Annotated in this window: 18 protein-coding genes; 15 read left to right on the forward strand and 3 right to left on the reverse strand. The window is 31.4% G+C overall.

From position 1 onward, the window contains the following. Nucleotides 1–224 precede the first annotated feature (224 nt). From asnB to mdh, 5 genes are all read left to right on the forward strand, one after another. Entirely contained in the window at nucleotides 225–1,889 is a 1,665-nt protein-coding gene (gene asnB, locus Q4586_RS08685) for an asparagine synthase B (RefSeq protein ID WP_303528693.1), read from the forward strand. Nucleotides 1,890–2,019: 130 nt separating this feature from the next. Further along, the gene (locus Q4586_RS08690) at nucleotides 2,020–5,472 is read left to right on the forward strand and encodes a pyruvate carboxylase (protein WP_303528413.1); all 3,453 of its coding nucleotides are present in this window, start codon (nucleotides 2,020–2,022) and stop codon (nucleotides 5,470–5,472) included. 268 nt (nucleotides 5,473–5,740) lie between these two features. Continuing rightward, nucleotides 5,741–7,678 carry a DNA topoisomerase (ATP-hydrolyzing) subunit B gene (gene gyrB, locus Q4586_RS08695; RefSeq protein WP_068703254.1) on the forward strand — a complete coding sequence of 646 codons (1,938 nt, stop codon included), beginning with the start codon at nucleotides 5,741–5,743 and terminating at the stop codon, nucleotides 7,676–7,678. Nucleotides 7,679–7,764: 86 nt separating this feature from the next. Continuing rightward, nucleotides 7,765–8,787 (forward strand): DUF6588 family protein, encoded by a 1,023-nt coding sequence (locus Q4586_RS08700; RefSeq protein WP_303528418.1) that lies wholly within the window; start codon nucleotides 7,765–7,767, stop codon nucleotides 8,785–8,787. A 126-nt stretch (nucleotides 8,788–8,913) separates the two neighbouring features. Beyond that, nucleotides 8,914–9,840 (forward strand): malate dehydrogenase, encoded by a 927-nt coding sequence (gene mdh / locus Q4586_RS08705; RefSeq protein ID WP_068703258.1) that lies wholly within the window; start codon nucleotides 8,914–8,916, stop codon nucleotides 9,838–9,840. Nucleotides 9,841–10,044: 204 nt separating this feature from the next. Here mdh and Q4586_RS08710 read toward each other — a convergent pair whose 3' ends face one another. Then, nucleotides 10,045–10,728, reverse strand: a complete 684-nt coding sequence (locus Q4586_RS08710) for a cell division ATP-binding protein FtsE (RefSeq protein ID WP_303528424.1) — start codon at nucleotides 10,726–10,728, stop codon at nucleotides 10,045–10,047. Between the two features lie 125 nt (nucleotides 10,729–10,853). Here Q4586_RS08710 and Q4586_RS08715 point away from each other — a divergent pair, with 125 nt between their 5' ends. The 10 genes from Q4586_RS08715 to Q4586_RS08760 all read left to right on the forward strand — a co-directional run bounded on the left by Q4586_RS08715 (nucleotide 10,854) and on the right by Q4586_RS08760 (nucleotide 25,077). Further along, complete coding sequence (locus Q4586_RS08715) at nucleotides 10,854–13,874, forward strand: tetratricopeptide repeat protein (RefSeq protein WP_084443075.1); 3,021 nt, start codon at nucleotides 10,854–10,856, stop codon at nucleotides 13,872–13,874. A 27-nt stretch (nucleotides 13,875–13,901) separates the two neighbouring features. Next, nucleotides 13,902–15,695, forward strand: coding sequence for a TonB-dependent receptor (locus Q4586_RS08720; protein ID WP_084443077.1), 1,794 nt, complete (start codon nucleotides 13,902–13,904; stop codon nucleotides 15,693–15,695). 150 nt (nucleotides 15,696–15,845) lie between these two features. Beyond that, nucleotides 15,846–17,282: a M20/M25/M40 family metallo-hydrolase gene (locus Q4586_RS08725; RefSeq protein WP_068703262.1), complete on the forward strand. Its 1,437-nt coding sequence runs from the start codon at nucleotides 15,846–15,848 to the stop codon at nucleotides 17,280–17,282. Between the two features lie 3 nt (nucleotides 17,283–17,285). Further along, the gene (locus Q4586_RS08730) at nucleotides 17,286–17,648 is read left to right on the forward strand and encodes a DoxX-related protein (protein WP_068703264.1); all 363 of its coding nucleotides are present in this window, start codon (nucleotides 17,286–17,288) and stop codon (nucleotides 17,646–17,648) included. Continuing rightward, the gene (locus Q4586_RS08735; protein ID WP_303528437.1) at nucleotides 17,645–19,258 is read left to right on the forward strand and encodes an amidohydrolase; all 1,614 of its coding nucleotides are present in this window, start codon (nucleotides 17,645–17,647) and stop codon (nucleotides 19,256–19,258) included. Before Q4586_RS08730 ends, Q4586_RS08735 begins: the two co-directional genes overlap by 4 nt. Before the next feature lie 25 nt (nucleotides 19,259–19,283). After that, nucleotides 19,284–19,730, forward strand: coding sequence for an FKBP-type peptidyl-prolyl cis-trans isomerase (locus tag Q4586_RS08740; protein WP_068703268.1), 447 nt, complete (start codon nucleotides 19,284–19,286; stop codon nucleotides 19,728–19,730). Nucleotides 19,731–20,031: 301 nt separating this feature from the next. Then, complete coding sequence (locus Q4586_RS08745; protein WP_303528441.1) at nucleotides 20,032–20,571, forward strand: sigma-70 family RNA polymerase sigma factor; 540 nt, start codon at nucleotides 20,032–20,034, stop codon at nucleotides 20,569–20,571. A gap of 55 nt (nucleotides 20,572–20,626) precedes the next feature. Continuing rightward, the gene (locus Q4586_RS08750) at nucleotides 20,627–21,448 is read left to right on the forward strand and encodes a hypothetical protein (RefSeq protein WP_068703272.1); all 822 of its coding nucleotides are present in this window, start codon (nucleotides 20,627–20,629) and stop codon (nucleotides 21,446–21,448) included. 87 nt (nucleotides 21,449–21,535) lie between these two features. Continuing rightward, nucleotides 21,536–24,700: a S41 family peptidase gene (locus Q4586_RS08755; RefSeq protein ID WP_303528445.1), complete on the forward strand. Its 3,165-nt coding sequence runs from the start codon at nucleotides 21,536–21,538 to the stop codon at nucleotides 24,698–24,700. A gap of 179 nt (nucleotides 24,701–24,879) precedes the next feature. Next, on the forward strand, nucleotides 24,880–25,077 hold the full coding sequence (locus tag Q4586_RS08760) for a hypothetical protein (protein WP_303528448.1): 198 nt from the start codon (nucleotides 24,880–24,882) through the stop codon (nucleotides 25,075–25,077). On the opposite strand, the gene Q4586_RS08765 is transcribed toward Q4586_RS08760, so the two are convergent. After that, a complete protein-coding gene (locus Q4586_RS08765) occupies nucleotides 25,060–25,851 on the reverse strand; it encodes an ABC transporter substrate-binding protein (protein ID WP_303528451.1) in 792 nt (263 codons plus the stop codon). The two genes, Q4586_RS08760 and Q4586_RS08765, sit on opposite strands and share 18 nt — an antisense overlap. Before the next feature lie 4 nt (nucleotides 25,852–25,855). Further along, entirely contained in the window at nucleotides 25,856–26,668 is an 813-nt protein-coding gene (gene pyrF, locus Q4586_RS08770; protein WP_303528454.1) for an orotidine-5'-phosphate decarboxylase, read from the reverse strand. Between the last annotated feature and the right edge of the window lie 31 nt (nucleotides 26,669–26,699).

Raw genomic sequence — 26,699 nt, forward strand, 5'->3', positions numbered from 1 at the left:
TATATTCATGTCATTCATATAAAAAGTAAGCTTATTTAATTAAAAACGATTATAAAAGTTACATTTTTATATAAAAATTTAGATTTAAATTTAGATTTAAAACTAAAAATAAAATATTTGTTTTTATAATGAAGCTTCATTCGGTTATTTGTATCATAATTATAAATAAAAAACAAACTTCTTTTCTATTTAAAATTGAAAAGAAAATAAAAAATATAAAAGTTATGTGTGGAATTGTATGTGCGTTTGATTTAAAAGAATCTTCAGAAGTTTTAAGACCTCAGTTATTAGAAATGTCAAAAAAAATTAGACATCGAGGTCCGGATTGGAGTGGTGTTTATAGTGATGATAAAGTAATCATGACGCATGAGCGTTTGGCAATTGTTGATCCTGCTTCAGGGCAACAACCATTATTTAGTGCTGATAAAAAATTGATTCTTGCAGCCAACGGAGAAATTTACAATCATAGAGAATTGCGAACACAATTAGATGGTTCTTATCAATTTCAAACAGCTTCTGATTGTGAGGTGATTTTAGCGTTGTATAAAGAAAAAGGTGTTGATTTTATTGATGATATGAACGGAATTTTTGGTTTTGCGTTGTATGATGTAGAAAAAGATGAATATTTTATTGCACGTGATCATATGGGGATCATTCCATTATATATTGGTTGGGATCAAAACGGAACTTTTTATGTGGCTTCTGAATTAAAAGCTTTGGAGGGAGTTTGTACAAAAATAGAATTATTTCCCCCAGGGCATTATATGTCAAGCAAAGACGGAAAGTTTATACAATGGTATAAAAGAGATTGGAGTGAGTATGAGGCGGTAAAAGAAAATGAAACGAGTATTGCTGAGGTTAAAGAAGCGCTAGAAGCAGCAGTTCATAGGCAATTAATGTCTGATGTTCCTTATGGCGTTTTACTTTCAGGCGGGTTAGATTCATCAGTAACATCTGCTATTGCAAAAAAATATGCTCAAAAAAGAATAGAATCTGATGATAAGTCAGATGCTTGGTACCCGCAGTTACACTCTTTTTCAGTTGGGTTAGAAGGCTCTCCAGATTTGGCAGCGGCACAAAAAGTTGCCGATCATATAGGTACAATTCATCACGAAATAAAGTTTACCATTCAAGAGGGTTTAGATGCTATAAAAGATGTGATTTATAATATTGAAACCTATGATATTACTACAATTCGTTCATCAACACCAATGTATTTAATGGCACGTGTTATTAAATCAATGGGAATTAAAATGGTGTTATCTGGTGAAGGAGCGGATGAAATTTTTGGAGGTTATTTATACTTTCATAAAGCTCCAAGTGCAGAGGAGTTTCATGAAGAAACTGTTCGTAAATTAGACAAATTACACATGTATGATTGTTTACGAGCAAACAAAAGTTTAATGGCTTGGGGAATTGAAGGGCGTGTGCCATTTTTAGATAAAGAATTTATGGATGTTGCTATGCGTATAAACCCGCAAGACAAAATGATTAACGGAGAGCGCATGGAAAAGTGGGTGATTCGTAAAGCTTTTGAAGATATGTTACCAGAAAGTGTTGCTTGGCGACAAAAAGAACAATTTTCAGATGGTGTTGGTTATAGTTGGATTGATACTTTAAAAGAAGTAGTAGAAAAGGAGGTGACAGACGAGCAATTGGCAAATGCTAAGTTTAGGTTTCCAATTCAAACACCAACAAATAAAGAAGAGTTTTATTATCGATCTATTTTCGAAGAGCATTTTCCAAGTGATACAGCAGCATTAAGTGTACCGCAAGAAGCAAGTGTTGCTTGTAGTACAGCTACAGCTTTAGAGTGGGATGAGGCATTTAAAAATATGAACGAACCATCGGGTAGAGCAATTATGAATGTGCATGCTGATGCATATTAGACGCTGCATTAATCTTGATTATTAATGAGGTATGTCATTCTTGTTTAGAAAATAAATTGATTGTTTAATTCGCGTTTGTTATCTTTACAGCGAATGTTCGCTAAAATATTATAAACACACACTAGTAAAAATGAAAATTAAAAAAGTACTTGTTGCCAATAGGGGAGAAATAGCTATTAGAATATTTAGAGCCTGTACCGAAATTAACGTTAAAACAGTTGGAGTTTATACCTTTGAAGATCGTTATTCATTGCATCGCTATAAGGCTGATGAATCTTATCAAATAGGAGAAAATAACGAGCCTTTAAAACCGTATTTAAATATTGATGAGCTAATTAGAGTTGCATTAGAGAGTGGCGTAGATGCTATACATCCTGGATACGGTTTCTTGTCTGAAAATGCAAATCTTGCTCAAAAATGTGAAGATAATGGTATTGTTTTTATAGGGCCAAAAGTTTCTGTTTTAAAATCTTTAGGAGATAAGATAACGGCAAAAAAAGTGGCTGTAGCTAATAATATTCCTATTATTAGAAGTAATGAAAACCCTTTGGTTGATATTGAAACAGCATTGAGTGAGGTCGAAAAAATTGGGTACCCAATTATGTTAAAAGCCGCTTCTGGAGGTGGTGGAAGAGGAATGCGTGTTATAAGAAATGATGATGAACTAAAAAAAGCATTTGTTGAGAGTAAGCGAGAGGCTTTAAATGCTTTTGGAGATGATACTGTTTTTCTTGAAAAGTATGTAGAAAATCCAAAACACATAGAGATTCAAATTGTAGCCGATAATTTCGGAAATACAGTGCATCTTTTTGAACGCGATTGTTCTGTGCAACGTCGTTACCAAAAAGTAATTGAATTTGCACCATCATTCGATTTAAATCAAGATACAAAAGACGCACTTTATAAATATGCAATCAACATTTGTAAAGCGGTAAATTATAACAATATTGGTACCGTTGAATTTTTGGTTGATGATGATGGCTCAATTTATTTTATTGAGGTAAATCCAAGGGTTCAAGTTGAACACACAGTTACCGAGGTTGTGACAAATATCGATTTGATAAAAACACAATTGTTTATAGCAGGTGGATATAAATTAGCTGATCAGCAAATAAAAATACCAAATCAAGAAGCTGTAAAAGTTAATGGTTATGCTTTGCAGTGTAGAATAACAACTGAAGATCCTCAAAACGATTTTAAACCAGATTATGGAGAAATTACTACCTACAGAAGTGCCTCTGGATTCGGAATTCGTTTAGATGCAGGTAGTGTGTATCAAGGAGCAATTATTTCGCCATTTTTTGATTCTATGTTAGTTAAGGTTACAGCAAATAGTAGAACTTTAGATGGAGCTTGCAGAAAAGTTCGTAGAGCCTTAGCTGAATTTAGAATTAGAGGTGTAAAAACCAACATGCCGTTTCTAGATAATATCTTAAAACACGATACTTTTAGAAAAGGAGCGGTAACAGTAAATTTTATTAAGCAAAATCCTGATTTATTCAATTTTAAAGCGCCTAGAAATAGAGCAACAAAATTAGTTACCTATTTAGGTGATGTGATTGTAAACGGAAATTCGGATGTTAAAAAAATAGATACAACAAAAACGTTTGTAAAACCAATCGTTCCAAAATTTGATGCAAATGCAGCTTATCCGAAAGGAACTAAAGATTTGTTAACAGAGTTAGGGCCTGATAAATTTTCGCAATGGTTAAAAAATGAAAAGAAAGTTCATTTTACAGATACCACCATGCGAGATGCACATCAAAGTTTATTAGCAACTAGAATGCGTACGTATGATATGCTAAAAGTAGCAGAAGGTTACGCAAAAAACAATCCGAATATCTTTAGTATGGAAGTTTGGGGTGGTGCTACTTTTGATGTTTGTATGCGTTTTTTACAAGAAAATCCGTGGGAACGTTTACAGTTACTGCGTAAGGCAATGCCAAATGTATTGTTGCAAATGTTACTTAGAGGTTCAAATGGAGTAGGATATAAGGCTTATTCTGATAATTTGATTGAAAGTTTTGTGCAGCAATCATGGGAAAATGGAGTAGATATTTTTAGAATTTTCGATTCTTTAAATTGGATGAAATCTATAGCTCCGTGTATAGAACATGTAAGAAATAAAACACAAGGATTAGCAGAAGCTTCAATTTGTTATACAGGCGATATTTTAAATCCGAAGAATACAAAATACAATCTTAAATATTACACTTCTTTAGCTAAAGATATTGAAAATGCAGGAGCGCATATTTTAGCAATTAAAGATATGGCAGGTTTGTTAAAGCCCTATGCCGCATATGAATTAGTCTCGGCATTAAAAGAAGAAGTAAATATTCCAATTCATTTACATACGCATGATACTTCGTCAATTCAATCAGCAACCTATTTAAAAGCTATTGAAGCTGGGGTTGATGTAGTTGATGTTGCATTGGGCGGATTGTCTGGTTTAACCTCGCAACCCAACTTTAATTCGGTTGCCGAAATGATGAAGTTTAATGAGCGCGAAAATGATTTAAACATCGATTCTTTAAATGAATATTCTAATTATTGGGGAGCGGTTAGAGAATATTATTACCCGTTCGAATCTGGTTTAAAAGCAGGGTCAGGAGAGGTTTTTAAACACGAAATTCCTGGCGGACAATATTCTAACTTAAAGCCACAAGCACAAGCATTAGGTTTAGAAGATAGATTCCACGAAATCACTAAAATGTATGGCGATGTAAATTTACTCTTTGGTGATATTGTTAAGGTTACTCCAAGTTCTAAAGTAGTTGGAGATATGGCACAGTATTTAGTAAGTAATAATTTAACGGTACAAGATGTTTTAGAACGAGGTGATACTATTTCGTTTCCGCAATCAGTAGTTAGTTTTTTTAAGGGAGATTTAGGACAGCCAGTTGGTGGTTTTCCAAAAGACCTTCAGAGGTTAATTTTAAAAGATGACACACCTTACACAGATAGACCAAACGCTCATATAGCACCTTTAGATATTGGTGCAGAGTATGAGGATTTTAAAAAAATATTTGAAAATGATTTAAGCAGACCGATTGATTTTACAGATTTTTTATCCTATAAATTATATCCAAAAGTATTTACAGAGGCTTACAATAAGCATTTAAAATACGATAGTTTACTAAACCTTCCAACTAAGAATTTTTTCTATGGAATGGAAAGAGGTGAAGAAATCATTGTCGAATTAGATAAAGGTAAAACCTTGTTAATTACGTTAGATTCTGTAGGAAGACCAAATGAAGACGGAATGGTGAAAGTTTACTTTAAAGTAAATGGACAAGGTAGAACAGTTTTAATAAAAGATGAGTCAATAAAGATTGATAAAGTAGTACACGTTAAAGCTAATAAAAGTGAACCAAAAGAAATTGGAGCGCCTTTACAAGGGATGTTATCAACTATTTTGATAAAAGAGGGTGAAAGAGTAACAAAAAATCAACCTTTATTTATTATAGAAGCTATGAAAATGGAAACAACCATTACAGCAACTGAAGATGCAACAATAAAAGAAGTGGTGTTAAAAACAGGGGTAATGGTAAATTCAGATGATTTGGTACTTAAATTGGTGTAAAAATCAAATTTTTAAAAAATAAAACCTTGCTTTTGCGAGGTTTTATTTTTTTTTGTAGTTTTAGTAAGTTGTTTTTTTAGTGAAATTTGATTTAAGGTGTTTTTTAGTCGATTTAAGACAGTTTTTAAGAATCAGTGAAAACAAATAAAATACATGCCAAATTTCTAAAAACGTTTTAAATCAGTTATAAAATTTGTAACTTTGAGAAGTTAAAATCGTTTTTAAAACGATTTTTTTTATGATTGAAAATAAAATAATTCACTTTATAATGAGCGAAGAAAAAAAACATAACTATTCAGCCGATAGTATTCAGGCATTAGAAGGAATGGAGCATGTAAGAATGCGTCCGTCGATGTATATTGGAGATGTTGGTGTTAGAGGTTTACATCATTTAGTATATGAAGTTGTAGATAACTCTATTGATGAAGCAATGGGAGGTCATTGTGACGCCATAGATGTTACTATTAATGAAGATAATTCTATAACAACCAAAGATAACGGTCGTGGTATTCCTGTTGGAATTCATAAAAAAGAAGGTGTTTCTGCATTACAGGTTGTAATGACAAAAATTGGAGCTGGAGGTAAGTTTGATAAAGATTCATATAAAGTTTCTGGAGGGTTACACGGAGTAGGTGTAAGTTGTGTAAATGCATTATCAGATCACTTAACAGCAACCGTTCATAAAGAAGGTAAAGTTTGGCAACAAGAATATGAAAAAGGAAAAGCCTTATATCCTGTTAAAACAATAGGAGAAACTGATTTTACAGGTACCATTGTAACTTTTTTACCAGACAAATCAATATTTGCGCAAACTACCGAGTATAATTATGATACACTATCAGCTCGTTTAAGAGAATTAGCTTACTTAAATAAAGGAATCACAATAACTTTAACAGATAAGCGAAATACAGATGATGAAGGTAATTATATCACTGAAACTTTTAAAAGTACAGAAGGATTACCTGAGTTTATTACATATTTAGATAGCACACGTGAGCAATTAACAGCGAATGTTATTTCGATGGAAGGTGAAAAAAATGGAATTCCTGTTGAGGTAGCCATGGTGTATAATACATCATATTCTGAAAACTTACATTCGTATGTAAATAATATTAATACACACGAAGGAGGAACTCATTTATCTGGTTTTAGACGTGGATTAACGCATACCTTAAAAAAATATGCAGACGAATCAGGATTGCTTAAAAATGTAAAGTTTGAAATTGCAGGAGATGATTTTCGTGAAGGATTAACAGCAATCGTTTCTGTAAAAGTAGCTGAACCACAATTTGAAGGACAAACAAAAACAAAATTAGGAAATAGAGAAGTAACCTCTGCTGTATCACAAGCTGTAGCAGAAATGTTAACTGATTATTTAGAAGAGAATCCTAATGATGCCAAAACAATTGTTCAGAAAGTAATTTTAGCCGCACAAGCACGTCATGCCGCGCGTAAAGCACGTGAAATGGTACAGCGTAAAACGGTAATGAGTATTGGTGGTTTACCTGGTAAATTATCTGATTGTTCAGAAACGGATCCAGCACAATGTGAAATTTTCTTAGTTGAGGGAGATTCGGCAGGTGGAACGGCAAAACAAGGTAGAGATCGTAACTTTCAGGCAATTCTTCCGCTACGTGGAAAAATATTGAATGTTGAAAAAGCGATGCAGCATAAAGTTTTTGAAAATGAAGAAATCAAAAACATGTTCACAGCTTTAGGTGTATCTATCGGAACAGAAGAAGATCCAAGAGCTTTAAACTTATCTAAAATACGTTATCATAAAGTAGTTATTATGTGTGATGCCGATGTAGATGGTTCGCATATTGCTACGTTAATTCTTACTTTTTTCTTTAGATACATGAGAGAGATGGTAGAGCAAGGATATATTTATATTGCAACACCACCTTTATATTTAGTAAAGAAAGGACAAAAAAGAGAATATGCTTGGGATGATAATCAACGTGATTTAATTGCTCAAAAATTAGGAGGAAGTGTAAGTATTCAGCGTTATAAAGGTCTTGGAGAGATGAATGCTGAGCAGTTATGGGATACTACAATGAATCCCGAGTTCAGAACATTACGTCAAGTGACAATTGATAGTATGACAGAAGCTGATAGAGTATTTTCAATGCTAATGGGAGATGAGGTGCCACCACGTAGAGATTTTATCGAACGTAATGCAAAATATGCAAATATTGATGCCTAACAATATCTTAATAATAAAATTAAAAAGCTCAATCTTAAAAGATTGAGCTTTTTTTATACATTTGTTAAAAATAAAAATGTAATAACATGAAAAAAATTACTTTATCACTATTGGCAGTTTTTGGTTTGATGTTTAATGTAAGTGCTCAAGACGGACCAGAAGGAATGTTATTTGCAGACTCAGAAGACACTAATCGTTTAATAAACGCATACATGAACCCAGCAATGAAAGGGTTGGTTTATGGAATGAGTAATGGTTGGTACCATACGGCTAAAGTTCACAAAAAATTTGGATTTGACATTACCATAGGTGTTAGTGGAGCTACTGCACCTTCAAAAGAAGAAATGTTTTCTTTATCTAACTTAAAATCTATAAATCAAGCCACAGGCGGAGGGATAACTTCAGCTACAGTAGTAGGTTCTGAGAATGACGGTAGTAATGCAACAGTAACATTTCAAGAAAATGGAATAACTTATACAGGAACTTTTGAAATGCCTGGAGGAGTTAAAGAAAGTTTACCATTAGACTTTGTTCCTGCACCAGCAATACAGGCAAGTTTAGGATTGCCTTTTAAATCGGAAGTGATTTTACGTTTTGTACCTAAGGTTGGAGAAGATGATGTAAAAGGAAGCTTGTTTGGTATTGGGCTTAAAAAAGAGATAACTAGTTGGTTTGGTCCTTTAGATAAATTACCACTTCACGTATCTATATTAGCAGCATACACAACAATGGGGGTTGATTATGATATAAAAGATGAAAATACAAGCGATAATATTGCTATCGAAAATGGAAAAATAGATTTTGATTTAAATTCTTATACAGTTCAAGCAATTGCTTCGTTAAACTTTCCAATCATTAATGTTTATGGAGGTGTTGGGTATACAGGAGGTTCATCAAGTGTAGACATGTTAGGTAAATATACATTATCATACAATGCCTCTTTAAATCAAAGAGTTCTTAATAACCCTTTAAATTTAGATTCTAATACTGGTGGATTTAACGCAACTATAGGTACACGTTTAAGTTTGGGCTTCTTTAAAATATTTGGAAGTTATACAATGCAAGAATATAATTCTGTAAATGCAGGTATTGCTTTTAGCTTTAGATAAGCAACACTAAAAATAAGATAGATAAAACCTAGTTGAAATTTCAATGAGGTTTTGTTTTTATATCCATAGCCAAATCGTTATTTTTGTGCAACTTAAATTAATCATCACAATTAAATAGATAAAAAAATGAAAGTAACAGTTGTAGGAGCAGGTGCTGTAGGTGCAAGTTGTGCAGAGTACATTGCAATTAAAAATTTTGCATCAGAAGTTGTATTAGTAGATATTAAAGAAGGTTTTGCTGAAGGTAAAGCAATGGATTTAATGCAAACAGCATCTTTAAATGGTTTTGATACTAAAATTACAGGTACTACTGGTGATTATAGTAAAACTGCAGGTTCGGATGTTTGTGTAATTACTTCAGGTATTGCTCGTAAACCAGGTATGTCTCGTGACGAGTTGTTAGGAATTAATGCAGGTATTGTAAAAACGGTAGCTTCTAGTTTAGTAGCAGAGTCTCCTAATACAATTATTATCGTGGTATCTAATCCTATGGATACTATGACTTATTTAGTACATAAAGCAACTGGATTACCTAAAAATAGAATTATTGGTATGGGTGGAGCTTTAGATTCTGCTCGTTTTAAATATCGTTTAGCAGAAGCTTTAGGAGCGCCTATTTCTGATGTAGATGGAATGGTTATTGGAGGGCATTCTGATAAAGGAATGGTTCCTTTAACGCGTTTAGCTACTCGTAACTCTGTACCAGTTTCTGAATTTTTATCAGAGGAAAGGTTAGAACAAGTAAAACAAGATACTAAAGTTGGTGGAGCAACTTTAACAGGTTTATTAGGTACTTCTGCTTGGTATGCACCAGGAGCAGCGGTTTCAGGGATGGTACAAGCGATTGCTTGTGATACTAAGAAAATATTTCCATGTTCAACTTTATTAGATGGTGAATACGGATTATCAGATTTATGTATTGGAGTTCCTGTTGTTTTAGGTAAAGACGGAATTGAAAGTATTGTAACAATTAATTTATCTGATGCAGAAAAAGAACACTTAACGGCATCAGCTGAAGCTGTTAAAAATAACAATGCTGCTTTAAATTTATAGATAGTTTTTGTTGTAGTAACATAAAAAAACCTGTGTAGTTTTAACTATACAGGTTTTTTATTTAAAAAAAAATAATTTTTTGTAAGGCTTTGTAAGAAATAGCGTCTTATGTAAAAGAGAAGCATACATAGTGTTTCTTTTTCATAGTTTTTCATAGCAATTTTCCCACTTCATTCGTGAAGTGGGTTATTTTTTACTTAAAAACTACACTGTTTGTTGTACTACTTCAAACAACTCTCCGCCTTCACATTTAATTGTTTTTTGCTTAAATTTTACAATTAACTGATAGTCATGTGTAGCCATTAAAATAGTTTTTCCGCTTTTATGAATTTCATTTAATAACTGCATTACTTCTAAAGATGTTTTAGGGTCTAAATTTCCCGTAGGCTCATCAGCTAAAATTAACTCAGGATCGTTTAATAATGCTCTAGCAATAGCTACCCGTTGTTGCTCACCTCCAGAAAGTTCAAATGTTTTTTTGTAGTATTTTTCTTTCATACCTACTTTGTCTAAAACCTCATAAATCTTATCTTTCATTTCAGTTTTGTTTTTCCATCCAGTGGCTTTTAAAACAAATTCTAGATTTTCAAAAACGTTTCGATCGTTTAGTAATTTAAAATCCTGAAAAACGATCCCTAATTTTCTTCTTAAAAAAGGAATGTCATTTTCTTTCATCTGTTTTAAATCAAAACCTACAATTTCGCCCAAACCACGTTGCAAGCGTAAATCGCCATAAAGCGTTTTTAGCAAGCTACTTTTACCGCTTCCTGTTTTTCCTATCAAATAATAAAAATCACCTCTATTTAATTTGAAGTTGATTTTTGATAACACTAAATTGTCTTGCTGATAAATATCAGCATTTTCAAGATATAAAACAGGTTTTTCCATAAATCGATTGGTTTTTACAAATCTAAAATTTTATTATGTAATTCTATAACATTTCTTACTTTTGATGCGTTGTTTTCCAACAAAAACAAAAAAGGAACGTTATACCTCTTAGATAACTAAAAAATATGAGATTTATTTGTTACAAAAAAAGCTATTATTTATTATTTATAATCGCTTTTTCAACAACGATAGTAGCCCAAGAGTCAGCCATTAATTCAGCAATAACAGCCAATTATCATAAGGCTGTAAAACTATACAATAACAAAGCTTACGCCGCTGCGCAGAGTTTGTTTATTGAGGTTTCAAAGAATGCGAATATTCATGAAAATAAAAAATCAGAAGCTGATTATTACGATGCAATGTGTGCTATAAAGTTAATACAAGACGATGCCAATGATAAGGTGTTAGCATTTGTAGAAAATTACCCGTATAGTAATAAAAAAGAAAAAGCTTTTTTAAATGTGGGTAACTATTATTTTGCTAACAGAAAAGCGGCACATGCATTAAAATGGTATCAAAAAGTAAATGAAAAACTATTAAGCCAGCCAGAAAGAGATGAGTTAAACTATAAAATGGGATATGCTTTATTGGTTTCTAATTATTTAAAAGATGCAAAATCTAGATTTCAAACCTTGTTAGGAAACCCAATTTATGGTAACGATGCCCGCTATTACTTTGGATATATTGCATACAAACAAGAGAATTTTGGAGAAGCAGAAAATAATTTAAGCCAACTAGCAAATGACGCAACGTATCAGGCAAAAGCTAATTATTATATTTTAGATATTAGTTTTAAAGCAGGACGTTTTGATAAGTCGGTTAAAATAGGAACACAGCTTTTAGAAAAGTCAAAAGACGAAAAAGAGATTTCTCAAATATCTAAAATAGTTGGAGAAAGTTATTTTAACCTAAAAAAATACGCTGAGGCAATTCCGTATTTAACAGCTTATAAAGGAAAAAACGGAAAATGGAATAATACTGATTATTATTATTTAGGATACGCCTATTATCAGCAAAAAAACTATGAAGAAGCAATTGGTAACTTTAATAAAATTATAGATGGTAATAACAAAGTAGCTCAAAATGCATACTATCATTTAGGGGAGTGTTATTTAGAATTACAAAAAAAACCAGCAGCGTTAAATGCATTTAAAAATGCTAGCGAGATGGATTTTGATTTAAAAATAACAGAAAGTGCTTCGTTAAGCTACGCAAAGTTAAGTTACGAGCAGGGAAATCCGTATAAAAGTGTACCAGATGTATTAAAAGATTTTTTAGCAAAATATCCTAATTCATCCAATGCATCTGAAATAAATGACTTGTTAATTACTTCTTATTTACACCAGCAAGATTATCAAGGAGCTTTAGATTATTTGAGCACCACAAAATCTATTGCTAACGAAAATATAGCGAAAGAAGTGTCATTATATAGAGGGATTCAATTATTCAATGAAGATAAATTATTAGAAGCAAAATCATTTTTTAAGACAGCAACTGCATCACAAAATAGTTTAGTGAATAATAAAGCAACCTTTTGGTTAGCAGAAACTGAATATTTATTAGGTAATTATAAAAATGCTCTAACTAATTTTTTATTAATAACTGACACAAGTTTAGAAGACACTAAAAGATTAGAGTACCACATAGCATACGCTTATTTTAAACAAAAAGAATATGAAAAATCAGCAAAACATTTTCAACAATTTTTGGCACTTAAGTTAGATGATAATGATATAAATGATGATGCTTCAAATCGATTAGGAGATTCTTATTATGCTTCTAAAAATTATTCAAAAGCAATAGAATCGTATAAAAAAGTAATTGACGAAGGTGGTGTTGGAGCAGATTATGCACAGTATCAAACAGCAATGAGTTATGGTTTTAAAGGGGAAAATGATGCTAAAATTACAAGTTTGAAAAAATTGGTGACCAACCATACAGATTCTCAATTACAAGACGATGCTTTATTTCAAATAGCAACAACGTATACAACGATAAACAACTCGAGCCAAGCGCAAAAAACATATAATAGTTTATTGTCAAAACACGCAACTAGTAATTACGTACCTACTGTTTTGTTACGTCAAGGATTGTTATACTACAATAATAATAAAAACACAAAAGCATTACAAAAATATAAGGAAGTAGTAGCAAAACATCCAAATTCAAAAGAAGCAAAACAAGCAGTTACTAATGTTAAAAATGTATATATAGATATCGGTAAGGTTGATGAATATGCGACATGGGTTAAAAACGTGAAATTTGTAAACGTTACGGATGCTGAGCTTGATAATGCAACCTATCAAGCTGCTGAAAATAAATTTTTAGAAAATAATAATACAAAAGCAATCACAGGTTTTCATAAGTATCTTCAAGCATTTCCTGGCGGAATTAATGCATTAAAAGCACATTTTTATTTAGCGCAATCTTATAATAATACACATCAGTTTAAAAGCGCTGTTCCGCATTATACTTATGTGATTACTCAAAATAAAAGTGAATTTACAGAAGAATCACTAACTAAATTAGCTAAAATTTATTTAGAAAAAGAAGATTGGGATAACGGAATGAAAATTTTAGCACAGCTAGAAAAACAAGCCAATTATCCGCAAAATATCACCTTTGCACAAAGTAACTTAATGAAAGGATATTACAATAAAAAGGAATATACAAATGCAATAAGTTATGCCGAAAAAGTTTTAGGAAAAGGAAAAGTAGCCACAAATATCATTGAAGATGCTAAAGTAATAATGGCACGATGTGCTTTTAAAACCAATGATTATTTAACGGCAGAAGAGTTTTTTAATGAAGTAGGTAAAAACGCTACAGGTGAGTTAAAAGCTGAAACATTATATTACAATGCTTTCTTTTTAAATGATTATAAAGATTACGAAGCATCTAACAAAGCGGTACAAAATTTAATAGCTAATTATTCATCATACAAATATTGGGGAGTAAAAAGTTATATTATTATGGCTAAAAATTATTATGCTTTAAAAGATGCTTATCAGGCAACCTACATCTTAGAAAACATTATTAAAAACTTTACACAATTTAAAGATGTAATTGAAGAAGCTACTAATGAACTTCGTTCAATTAAAAATAAAGAAGCTAAAACCAACGAATCAGTAACTAACCAAAACTAAAATTTGTTACTAACAAAAAAGAGTTCAATGATTAAATCAATGAGAAAGTATTTAGGTTTACTTGTTTTATTTGTAATAACAATTGCAAATGCGCAAGAAAAAAAAGCATCCGAAAAAGCAAAAGATTCCATTATAAAAACCGAGGTAGTAAAGGTGGTAACCTCTTATGTACCTAAAATTACTGATGCTTTTAAAATAAAACAAAAACCAATAATAAAGCATACTAAAGAAACCCAAAAAAAAGCGTTAGAATACACAATTTTTTCAGTGCCTGTTGCTTCTACATTTATTCCTAAAAGTGGTGTAATGAAAAAGGTAGATTTAGGAAAAAGAGAAACGCTATATGATAATTATTTTTCTTTAGGTTTAGGAAATAAGATCACCCCTTTTTTAGAAGCTTATATACGACAAAACGAAAGTTATAACAGTGAGTTGGGGGGGCATTTAAAATTTTTATTATCAGCAGATCCAGTAGAAAAAACACGATTAAGCAGTACTTTTTACGATCTTAGTTTAAATTTATTTTATGCTCAACAAGAGCGTTACTTAAATTGGAGAGCAGGTATTGAAGCAGCACGAAATAAACACAATTGGTATGGTTTACCAACTAATATAAATTTTACAGACGCAACTATAAGTGCTATTGAAGAAGAGCAATCATACACCTCTTTTAAAGTTTTTGGAACTATAAAATTTGACGATTCTTATTTAGAAGAAGGTAATGCTGCTGTTTCATTTTTAACAGACGGAATAAGTAGTAGTGAGTTTTTAATAGATGGAAACGCAAAGTTTAGATTACCGTTAGATAATTTTCATCGTCAATTAAACGATCTTTATATAAATACGACGCTAAGCTATTTAGGTACTAAATTTGAAAACGAATATGCTACAAGAGGTGAGTTAAAACATAGCTTTTTTAATTTAGGGGTACACCCAACGTACAATTTTAGAGTGCAAGACTTGGCAATTAAAATAGGAGCAAAAGCGTATTTTTCGTTAGATTTAGAAAATAGAAATAACAACTTTTTTATATACCCAGATGTAGAAATTTCATATCCAATAGTAAAAGATTTTGCAAATGTTTTTGTGGGTGCTTCAGGAGATTTAGAAACCAATACTTATAAAAGTTTATCAAGCAAAAACCCTTACATTTCACCAACGCAAAAATTATTACAAACAAATACTAAATACAATGCCTTTGTAGGAGTTAGAGGGAAGTTAGATGGGCAGTTTAGTTATAACTTTAAAGCAAGTTATACAGATATAGAAAACAACCCGTTTTTTGCCGTAAATCAATCAAAATCTAACGGAGATAATATTGCAGGAGTAGATGCTTTTTCTTTCTACGGATATGATTATGGAAACTCATTTAATACAATATATGACGATATTAAAAAAACTTCTTTTTTTGGAGAAGTTGCTTTTGAAGGAGTTAAAAATCTTAGTATTGGTTTAAATGGGCAGTTTAATAATTTTACCTTAACAAAGGAATTAGAACCTTGGAACACTCCAAAAATTAATGGAGAACTTTTTGGAACTTACAAAACTGATAAATGGTTTGCAGGAGCAAATCTATTTTTCGTAGGCGAACGAAAAGGAAAATTATATGAAGTTTTACCAGCTAAAAACTTTTCAACTATTACGATGGATGCCTATTTTGATATTAATTTTAATGGAGGGTACCATTTTAATGATTCATTTTCGGTTTTTTTAAATCTTAATAACATATTGAATAATAGCTACCAAAGGTTCAATAATTTTAACGTGCAAGGTTTTCAGGCAATGGGAGGTTTAACTTGGAAATTTGATACTATTTTCTAAAAAAAAACAAGCTAATATTGGTGTATAAAACTATTTGCAAAGTGTAATTACACTAGTATTGTAATAATTGGTATAAATTATAGTTTTATTGGTTTTTTTACGATTAAAATATAAAACTTACATTTAGGGCACATTAAAACAGTGTTATAAATGAAAAAACTATCCATCTTATTAATCACAGGACTATTTGTAGTTTCTTGTAAAACAGCAAAAAAAGAAACAACCTTAACATCTAAAGATTTTTCTTCGGAAGAAAAAATAGATTCTACACAAATAAAGCACCTATTTAATACAGCTTTAACCAAAGGGAAGTCGTACGAATGGTTGAGAGATTTAACCACTAATGTTGGTAGTCGATTATCAGGTTCAGAGGGAGCAGCAAAGTCGGTTGTTTGGAGTGAGAAATTAATGAAAGAAGTAGGATTAGATTCTGTTTGGTTGCAACCAGTTATGGTTCCGCATTGGGTTCGTGGAGAAAAAGAGGTGGCTAATTATAACTTTAACGGCAAAGAAATTAATGTGCCTGTTTGTGCTATCGGAGGATCTATTGCAACACCAATTAACGGAATTACAGCCGAAGTTATTGAAGTAAAAAGTTTAAAAGAAGCTGAAAGTTTAGGTACTAAAGCACAAGGGAAAATAGTTTTTTTTAATGGTGCTTTTGATAATACATTAATTCAAACATTTAAAGCCTACGGCGGATGTGTAGGGCAGCGATTTGGTGGTGCAGCAGCTGTAGGTAAATTTGGTGCAAAAGCGGTAATAGTACGTTCAATGACTAACGGAATTGATGATTATCCGCATACAGGGTCAATGGGATATGGAGATATTCCTAAATCAGAATATATTCCTTCAGCAGCAATTAGTTCAAGAGCTGCCGAAAATTTAAGTAAGCATTTAAAAGAGAATCCTACACTTAAATTTTATTTAAAACAAAGTTGTGAAATTTTACCAGATGCTCCTTCACACAATGTAGTTGGAGAGATTAAGGGAAGTGAAAACCCAGATAATATTATGGTAATCGGGGGGCATTTAGATTCATGGGATTTGGGTGATGGTGCTCATGATGACGGAACAGGAATTGTGCAATCATTAGAGGTTGCTTATTTATTAAAAAAGAATAATGTCAAACCTAAAAACACCATCCGAATCGTGTTTTTTATGAATGAAGAAAACGGTTTGCGTGGCGCAACGGAATATGCACGTTTGGCAAAATTAAATAACGAGCATCATATCGGAGCTTTAGAATCAGATGCAGGAGGACATACACCTAGAGGGTTTTCTATTGATGCAAATGATAAAAACAGAAAGTTATTACAAAGCTGGAAAAAATTATTAGCCCCTTATGGATTGCACGATATTACCGCAGGCGGAAGCGGTGCAGATATCGGTCCGTTAAAAGATGACCATGTTACTTTGGTAGGGTATCGCCCAGATTCGCAACGTTACTTTGATTATCATCATGCAGCTACTGATACTTTCGATAAAGTTAATAAACGCGAACTAGAATTAGGAAGCGCATCAATGGCAAGTATTGTGTATTTGATGGATAAATATTTATATAATAACGAAACCATTAAACCATAATTTATGGATGTTTTAGTTTTAATACTCCGAATAATTTTTGGAGTATTTTTAGCATACGTAGGAATCATGCATTTTGTAAAGCCTCGTTTTTTTAACGGATTTATACCAAAACCATTACCTAAGTTAACAGTAAATTATATAGCTGGTTTTGTAGAGTTTACAATCGGAATAGGTCTTTTATTTAATGCAACAGTAAAAAATGCAGCCATCGGTTTTTTTATATTGATGATTATTTTCTTACCATTACACATATGGGATTTGTTCAGAGAAAAACCCGCAATTGGTTCTAAGAAAATCGCAATTATACGCTTGCCTATACAATTCTTACTTTTATATATCGCATATTTAATATATTCAAACTCATGAAAAAATTATTATTACTTTTTATAATTTCAATAGCTGTTGTTTCTTGTAAACAACAAGAAAAAGTAGATTTAATAGTTGCAAATGCAAATGTGTATACAGTAAATTCAAATTTTGATAAAGCAGAAAGTTTTGCTGTAAAAGAGGGTAAGTTTATAGCTGTTGGAACAAACAAAGAAATTCAAGAAAAATATGCTGCATTAAAAACAATTGATGCCAAAAATAAAGCGGTATATCCTGGTTTTATAGATGGACATTGTCATTTTTACGGATTAGGTTTACAGCAGCAAAAAGTGAACTTAGTAGGAACAAAAAGTTACGATGAAGTATTACAGAAGTTAGTTGCATTTCAGAAAGAAAAAAGTACGAATTTTATTACAGGTCGTGGTTGGGATCAAAATGATTGGGAAGTAAAAGAATTTCCAACCAAAGAAAAATTAGACGCTTTATTTCCTGAAACTCCCGTGGCAATTCGTAGAATTGACGGACATGCAATGTTGGTAAATCAAACAGCTATTAATTTAGCAGGAATCACTATTAATACTAAAATTGATGGAGGTGAATTTGTCAAAAAAGAAGGACAACTTACAGGTGTTTTAATAGATAATGCAATGAATTTTATTAAAGTTCCAAAACCGAATAAACAAGAACAAATCCAAGCTCTAAAAGATGCTGAGAAAATTTGTTTTGATTTAGGTTTAACAACTGTTGATGATGCAGGACTAGATAAACAAGTTATTGAATTGATAGATAGTTTGCAGCAAACAGGCGATTTAAAAATGCGTATTTACGCAATGATTTCTAACAATAAAGAAAACTTAGATTACTACCTGAATAAAGGTATTATTAAAACAGATAGGTTACATGTTCGTTCGGTTAAAGTGTATGCAGATGGAGCTTTAGGTTCGCGAGGAGCTGCTTTAAAGGATGCATATGCTGATAAAAAAGGACATTTTGGTGCTTTGGTAAACTCGTATGATGATCTTCAGCGTTTAGCAAAAAGAATTGCTACTTCAGAGTATCAAATGAATACGCACGCCATAGGAGATTCAGCAAATTATGTAATGCTTAATACGTACAATAAAGTGTTGAAAAATAAAGAAAATCGCCGTTGGAGAATTGAACATGCTCAAATTGTAGCTTTAAAAGATTTTCATCATTTTAAAAACATTTTGCCATCAATTCAACCAACACATGCTACCAGTGATATGTATTGGGCTGAAGATCGTGTAGGAGCAGCAAGAATTAAAGGTGCTTATGCTTATAATGATTTATTGAAACAATACGGTAAAGTTGCTTTAGGAACTGATTTCCCTATTGAAAACGTAAGTCCGTTATATACCTATTATGCAGCAACTATAAGAAAAGATTTAAAAGGGTATCCTGAAAAAGGATATCAAATGAATAATGCTTTATCAAGAGAAAATGCTTTAAAAGGGATGACTATTTGGAATGCTTTTGCTAATTTTGAAGAAGCTGAAAAAGGAAGCATCGAAGTTGGTAAACTTGCCGATTTTATCACCTTAGAAAATGATATTGTAACTGTTGCAGGTAACAAAATTCCGAATACAAAAGTTTTAGCAACGTATGTAAGTGGCGAAAAAGTAAATTAATCAAATTATAAAACGAACCCCTTTTATGAAAATGTATTTTTATATAGTATTAGTAGCATTATTTATGTCATGTAGTAGTGACGATGATATTAATTATGACGCCAAAAATGAAGCAGATATTGTTAAATATATTGCTGATAATAATTTATCAGCAACTAAAAGCAATTCAGGGTTGTATTATATTATAAGTAGCGAAGGTAATGGAACAAGACCAACAGTAACATCAAATGTGAAAGTAGCTTATAAAGGTTATTTTTTAAATGGAGATATTTTTGATCAAAATACAGCAGGAGTTGAATTTAACTTACAAGAAGTTATTAAAGGGTGGACAGAAGGAATTACATATTTTAAAGAAGGAGGTAAGGGTGTTTTATTGGTTCCATCAAAATTAGGATACGGAAGTAATGGAAGGTCTGGAATACCTGGTGGATCGGTTTTAATTTTTGATATTAACTTGTTAGAGGTAAATTAAAAAGTAGTAACTTTTTTAAACACGTTAAATAATTATTGTTTAACGTGTTTTTTTATACATAAAAATGCATCTTTTTTTATGTTAAAAAGTCTACTATATGAATTTAAAATATAAATATCATGAAATATAAAAATCAATGTACGTGCAATTGTGATGGTTGTAAAACGGGAAATTGTTCAAATTGTACTTGCGAAAGCTGTTCATGTAACAATTGCAACTGTTAAACAACAAGTTTGTTAACTATAACAGAAATTATTCTTAAATTTATAAGGAATAATTTCTGTTTTTATTTCAATATAAAATGACAACAAATCAAGTTTGGACACAATATGCAGATGATGTTAAATACTTTATTTTAAGTAAGGTAAAAGATGTTGCGATAGCAGATGATATTTTGCAAGACACTTTTATAAAAATACATACCAAATTGCATACGTTAAAAGATGTTACGAAGTTGAAATCGTGGATTTTTACCATTGCCAGAAATACTATGATGGATTATTTTAAAACTACAAATAAAACTTTTGAATTGGCTGGTTTCGAAACTGAAACAAAAATAGAAGAACAAGAACATACTGAAAAAGATTGCTTACAAGGCATCTTACAAAACTTACCTAAAATATATCGAGATCCTTTGTTTTTATCTGATATTAAAGGCTTGAAGCAACAAGAGGTTGCCGATATTTTAAAACAAAGTTTATCAACAACAAAATCACAAATTCAACGCGCTCGTAGATTGATAGCAAAAGGATTTATGGATTGTTGCGGCTTTGTATTAAATGAAGAGGGTAAGCTTGTTGGAGAGGTTCAGGACAAGGGTGATTGTAAAGTATGTAGATAAATAAAGTAATGATTTAATGTTTTTGTTAATTTTGATTAAAATAAAAATATAAAAAGTGAAAATTAGCTTAGTACTTAATATTGTTTTAGCCTTTGTTTTAGTTTCGTGTAAAAATCAAGAAAATAAAATAAATAAACAGGCACCTAATCAAAATCAGGTAGAGTTTAAAAATAAAGGACATAAACTAGTTTATCAAATGATAAAAAAAGTAGGAGACTATGATGTGCTTTATAATAAAAAAGATGTTGCATATACATATACTTATAAAACACCTAAAGGTGAGATAGATGTATCTACTGAGAAGTATATTTTCGAGGGGGAATTGTCATACGGTAGATATAAAAAACATGAAAGAACGTTGCCTAATCTAGAAGGTCAAATAGAGCAAGGTTATGACGGAAGTAAGTTTTGGTTAAAGAATAATGGAAAAATAGTAAAAGATTCTGTCGCATTAAAAAGAGTTGCTTTTAATAGGCCTACCAATTATTATTGGTTTACCATGATGCAAAAGTTATTAGATCCAGGTGTGAGGTATAAATTTATTAAAGAAGAGTTTATCGGTAAAATAAAATACGATGTTGTTAAGATTACATTTGAGTCTGAAAACAATGAGGCAAAAGATATTTATCAACTTTATATAAATCAGCAAACAAAGTTAGTTGATCAATTTTTATTTACCGTTATGGACTTTGGGAAAACAGAACCTTTTTTAATGGAATTGAAATATGAAAATATTGAAGGGTTATTAATACCAACAAAACGTAGGTATAAAAGTTCTAATTGGAATGCAGAGGTAACAAAAAAACCATGGATATTAGTTGATTGGTCAGATATTAAATTTAATAATAATTTAAGTAAACTTGAGTTTGAACAATAAATTTTAATGTTTTAAAAGTTAAAGTATTCATAATTTTTATAAAAAAAAATGTGAATGCTTTAATTTCGTTTGTATAAAATCAAACAGATGTCTAAAAAAATTCTATTCCTATTCGCAATGCTATTTAGTTTTGGTATTGCAATTTCGCAAAATTCTTTAATTCGAAAACCAGCTATAAGTAATGATGGTTCACAAATGGCTTTCAGTTATCATGGCGATATTTGGTCATATAATTTTAGGAATAAACAGGCAAAAAGATTAACAATTCATAAAGGGTACGAAAGCAATCCGGTGTGGAATATTAACGATACCGAAATCGCATTTTCATCAAACAGAAAAGGAAATGATAATGTGTTTACAACGACTCTTAATGGAGGAGTGCCAAAACAACTAACGTATTATCCAACAGCAAATATTCCTACCGATTGGACATCAAAAGGTACTGTTGTATTTACCACAGGAAGAGTTTATCGTGGCCCAGAATGGGATAAGCAAATGTATACGGTAAATGAAAAAGGAGGTACGCCACAACGATTATTAACAGCTTATGGTGAGTTAGCTTCGGTTTCTCCTAACGGTAAATTAATTGCGTTTACTAAAGGAGCTTGTCGTATTGCTCGTGAAGATTATTCAGGTTCTGCACAAAGAGATATTTGGATTTACAACACAGATACAAAAAAGTATAATCAAATTACTACAAGTAATAAAAACGATCATTCGCCTAAATGGGATGCTGCTGGTAATTTATATTATATCGGCGCAAAAAGTGGACGTTATAACGTATATAAACAAGCAATCTCATCAAACGGAACAGCTAATGGAAACGCAACACAGTTAACATCAGAGAAAAAAGATGGAGTTAGAGAGTTTTCAGTAAGTAATAACGGAACGTTTATTTATTTAAGCGGTGTAAATTTGTTTAAAGTTGAAAATGGTTCGAAACAAAAAATAAGCTTAAATCTTTCTTCGGATAATCGATTTGAAGAAGAAATAACAAAAACAGTTTCAAACGGAATTAGCAGTTACGCGGTTTCTCCTAACGGAAAAAGTATCGCACTTGAAATTAACGGTGAAATTTTTGTAAAAGAAAACAATAAAGAAAAGAAGCGCTCTAATAATGTAAGTAAGCATTTGTTTAGAGATCGTAATCCGCAATGGATAAATGATAAAACAGTTGTTTTTTCTTCAGATAGGAACGGAGTTTATCAGTTGTATAGTGTAGTTTCTACAGATACATTAGTTGGTTTACATCGTAGTTTAAAAACAAGGGTGACGAAATTAACAAGCCATAAAGAAGATGTAATGGGGTCGTTAGTTTCACCTGACGGAAAAAAAATAGCTTATCAAGTTGGTCGAGGAATTTTAATGATTGCTGATATTAAAGGTGGAAAAATTGTAAATGCTAAAGAATATTCTAATTCTTGGGCGGCAGCAGAAGGTGTTTCTTGGAGTCCAGATAGTAAATATATAGCATATTCTCAAGAAGATTTAAATTTTGATAGTGAAATATTTATCCAATCGATTGCTGATAAATCTACAAAAATGAATGTTTCTATGCATCCACGTAGTGATGCGAATCCGGTTTGGAGTGCAGATGGTAAAAAATTAGCATTTTTATCGAACAGAAGCGGAATGAACTATGATGTTTGGATGGTTTGGTTAGATAAAACCGATTGGGAAAAATCGAAAATTGATCACGAAGAAGGAACTTACTATCCTGAGAAAAAAGAAAAAAAGACTAGTAAATCTGATAAAAAGAATAAGAAGAAAAAAACAGTTCTTGTTAAGATAGATCAGGATAAAATTTATGATCGTTTGGTACAAGTAACTTCTTTACAAGATAATGAGTATAGCCCAATGTTTAGTGCTGATAGTAAATTTATTTACTTTTCAGCAACAAATCCAGCTAACAAAAAAAGAAGTACTTACAAAGTGAAATGGGACGGAAGTAAGCCAAAAGCTATAAAAAGTGTAAGCGGAGCAAGAGGGATATCAGAAAATAAAGGAAAAGTTTATTTTACTTCAAAAGGTCGTTTAAATCAACTAGATACAAAATCAGATAAAGTAACAAAATTACCACATTCGGCTACGTATACAAAAAATACTAAAAAAGAATACGAGCAAGTTTTTGAAGAAGGGATACGTGTTTTAACTGCAGGTTTTTACGATCCAGAATTTCACGGTTATGATTGGAATAGTTTGGTGAAAAAGTATAGGCCATGGGTTTTATCAGCTACAACTCATCAAGATTATACTTATATGTATAATTTATTATTAGGACAGTTAAACGCGAGTCATATGGGATATAGAGGTGCTGCGCCAAGAAATATTAATGATAAAGTTGGTTTACTAGGTTTAGATGTTGTAAACACGAAAGGTGGCGTAAAAGTGAATTATATTTTACAAAATACGGTTGCAGATAAATCGAAAAGTACTTTAAAAGTAGGAGATGTTATTACAGCTGTAAATGGATATAAAATAGCTAAAAATACTAACTTTTATCAACTATTAAAAAATACACAAGGTAACGAAGTGTTATTAAGTTTAAAAAACGGTAAAGATGTGGTGTTAAGACCACAACGATCTATTAGGAGTCAACAGTATGAAGCTTGGATAACTTCTCGTAAAAAATTAGTTGATGAATACTCAAACGGGCAATTAGGATATATTCATATACAAGGAATGAATATGCCAAGTTTTGAGCGTTTTGAGCGTGAATTAAAAGCTAGTGGATACGGAAAAAAAGGAATTGTAATTGATGTGCGTTATAATGGCGGTGGATGGACTACCGATCGATTAATGGCTGTTTTAAATGTAGATCAGCATGCCTATACAGTACCAAGAGGAGTCGCTAAAAGTTTAAAGAATAATAAAAAATTTACTAAAAATTATCCGTTTAACGAACGTGCAATTTTATCAGTAAATACAAAGCCAGTTGTTGCTTTGTGTAACGAAAATAGTTATTCGAATGCTGAGATTTTTTCTCATGCATTTAAAAACTTGGGTTTAGGTAAATTAGTAGGGCAACCTACATTTGGAGCCGTAGTTTCTACTGGTTCAGCAAGATTACAAAATGGGTCTATCCGTATGCCGTTTAGAGCTTGGTTTGTTAAAAAATCAGGAAAGAATATGGAAAATGAAGCACCAGCTGTTCCAGATTATTTAGTGAAAAATGCTCCAGGTTGGAAAGAAAGAGGAGAGGATGCGCAATTACTGAAAGCTGTTGAGGTTTTATTACAAGATATAAAGTAAGATAATTTTAATAGTAAATAATTAACGAAACCTGAACAATTTTAAAAAGATTGTTCAGGTTTTTGTTTTAAAATTGTTCGATGAATAGGTGAAAACCTGTTTTTTATAATTGTATTGTTTTTATTTTGTTGTAATTCAGATAATTATGTATATTTAGGTTCCGTTAAACTAAAGTAATAATGTCAAGAATTAATCAATTACAGCGTTATAGAGAACATCTTGAAGAGAGGTATCGTAAATTGGTTGAAAGAGCTAATGATTACAAGTATGAAGATGAGTGCAAAAGCGATCGTTCGGCTTTTAAAGCAATGCGTGTACTAGAAAAATTAAATAAAGTAAGGTACTTAGATAAAGATTTTTCAAATACTACGATGTAATTGTATAAAATAATCAAAGGCTTTTAATAACCTGCTTCCATACCACGAAAACATTTCGCCATCAACTAAAATAGTTTGTGAGTTTTTGTAGTAGTTAGATATTTCGCTAATATGTTTTTCTTTAAAAGGATAAGGCTCAGAAGAAAGTAAGATAAAATCCAGCGTATTGTTTTTATTTATTTTGTCTAAGTTAATTTCAGGATAACGTTGTTTGTTGCTGTATATATTTTTAAAATTGTTTAGTTCTAATAGATGATTGATAAATGTATTATTACCTGCAACCATCCACGGATTTCTCCAAATAAAATAAGCTACCTTTTTTTCTTTAGTGTTTTTAATAAATTGTTGAAAATTACTGATTTCAATATCTAGCTTTTTAACAATATTTTCAGCTGCTGTTTTACAAGAAAGAATTTCCCCATACTGAATGATGAGTTCTTTAGAATCATCAAGTGTAAAAATATCAGAAACATGGGTTGTAGCAATTTGTTTGCATGCTTCAACAATTTCTTTGGTGTTTTCTTCTTTATTACAAAGAATAATATCAGGCTTTAGGGCTTTAATTTTATCAATTTTGATGTTTTTTGTGCCGCCAACAATAGTCTTTTTCTTTCTTAAATCACTAGGGTGAATACAGAATTTAGTAACACCAACAATACTGTCTTCTAATCCCAAATCAACTAATAATTCAGTTTGACTAGGAACTAAAGAAATTATTCTTTTTGGAGTTTCTGGAATTTCAAAAACTCTATTCATTTGGTCTTTGAACTCCATGTGTTTAGTTTAAAATAGCACTCATTTGCAATTGTAATTCTGTTGCTTTTGCGACAGCAGCTTCTGCAAAATCAGTATCGTTTGAAGCATAAATAATTCCACGAGATGAGTTAATTAACAGTCCTATATTTTCGCTCATTCCGTATTTGCAAACATCTTGTAAGTTTCCGCCTTGGGCACCAACACCAGGAACTAATAAAAAAGAATTAGGAATAATTTTTCTAATTTCTTTAAAATATTCAGCTTTTGTGGCACCAACAACATACATTAGATTTTCAGAATTTTGCCAACTTTTAGAAGTTTCTAAAACCTGTTTATACACTTCTTTTCCATCAATAGATCTAGTTTGAAAATCAAACGCACCTTGGTTTGATGTTAAGGCTAACATAATGGTATGTTTATCATCAAAAGCCAAAAAAGGCTCTACAGAATCTTTACCCATATAAGGCGCAACGGTAACCGAATCAAAAGCTAAATCTTCAAAAAAAGCTTTTGCATACATGGTTGAGGTATTTCCTATATCACCACGTTTGGCATCAGCAATGGTGAAAATTTCAGGATGTTTTTCGTTAAGGTACTTGATGGTTTTTTCTAAAGATTTCCAACCTTTAATTCCGTAAGCTTCGTAAAAAGCAGTATTTGGTTTGTAGGCAACACATAAGTGATGAGTAGCATCAATAATTGCTTTATTAAAGGCAAAAATAGGATCTTCTTCTTGTAATAAATGTTGTGGTATTTTAGTTAAATCGACATCTAAACCGATGCATAAAAACGATTTTTTTCTTCTAATTTCGTTAACTAATTGTTGTGTAGTCATGTGTTGTTGTAAAAGTTATGCAAAAGTACAC

This window comes from Tenacibaculum soleae (assembly GCF_030549005.1).
Lineage (GTDB): Bacteria > Bacteroidota > Bacteroidia > Flavobacteriales > Flavobacteriaceae > Polaribacter > Polaribacter soleae.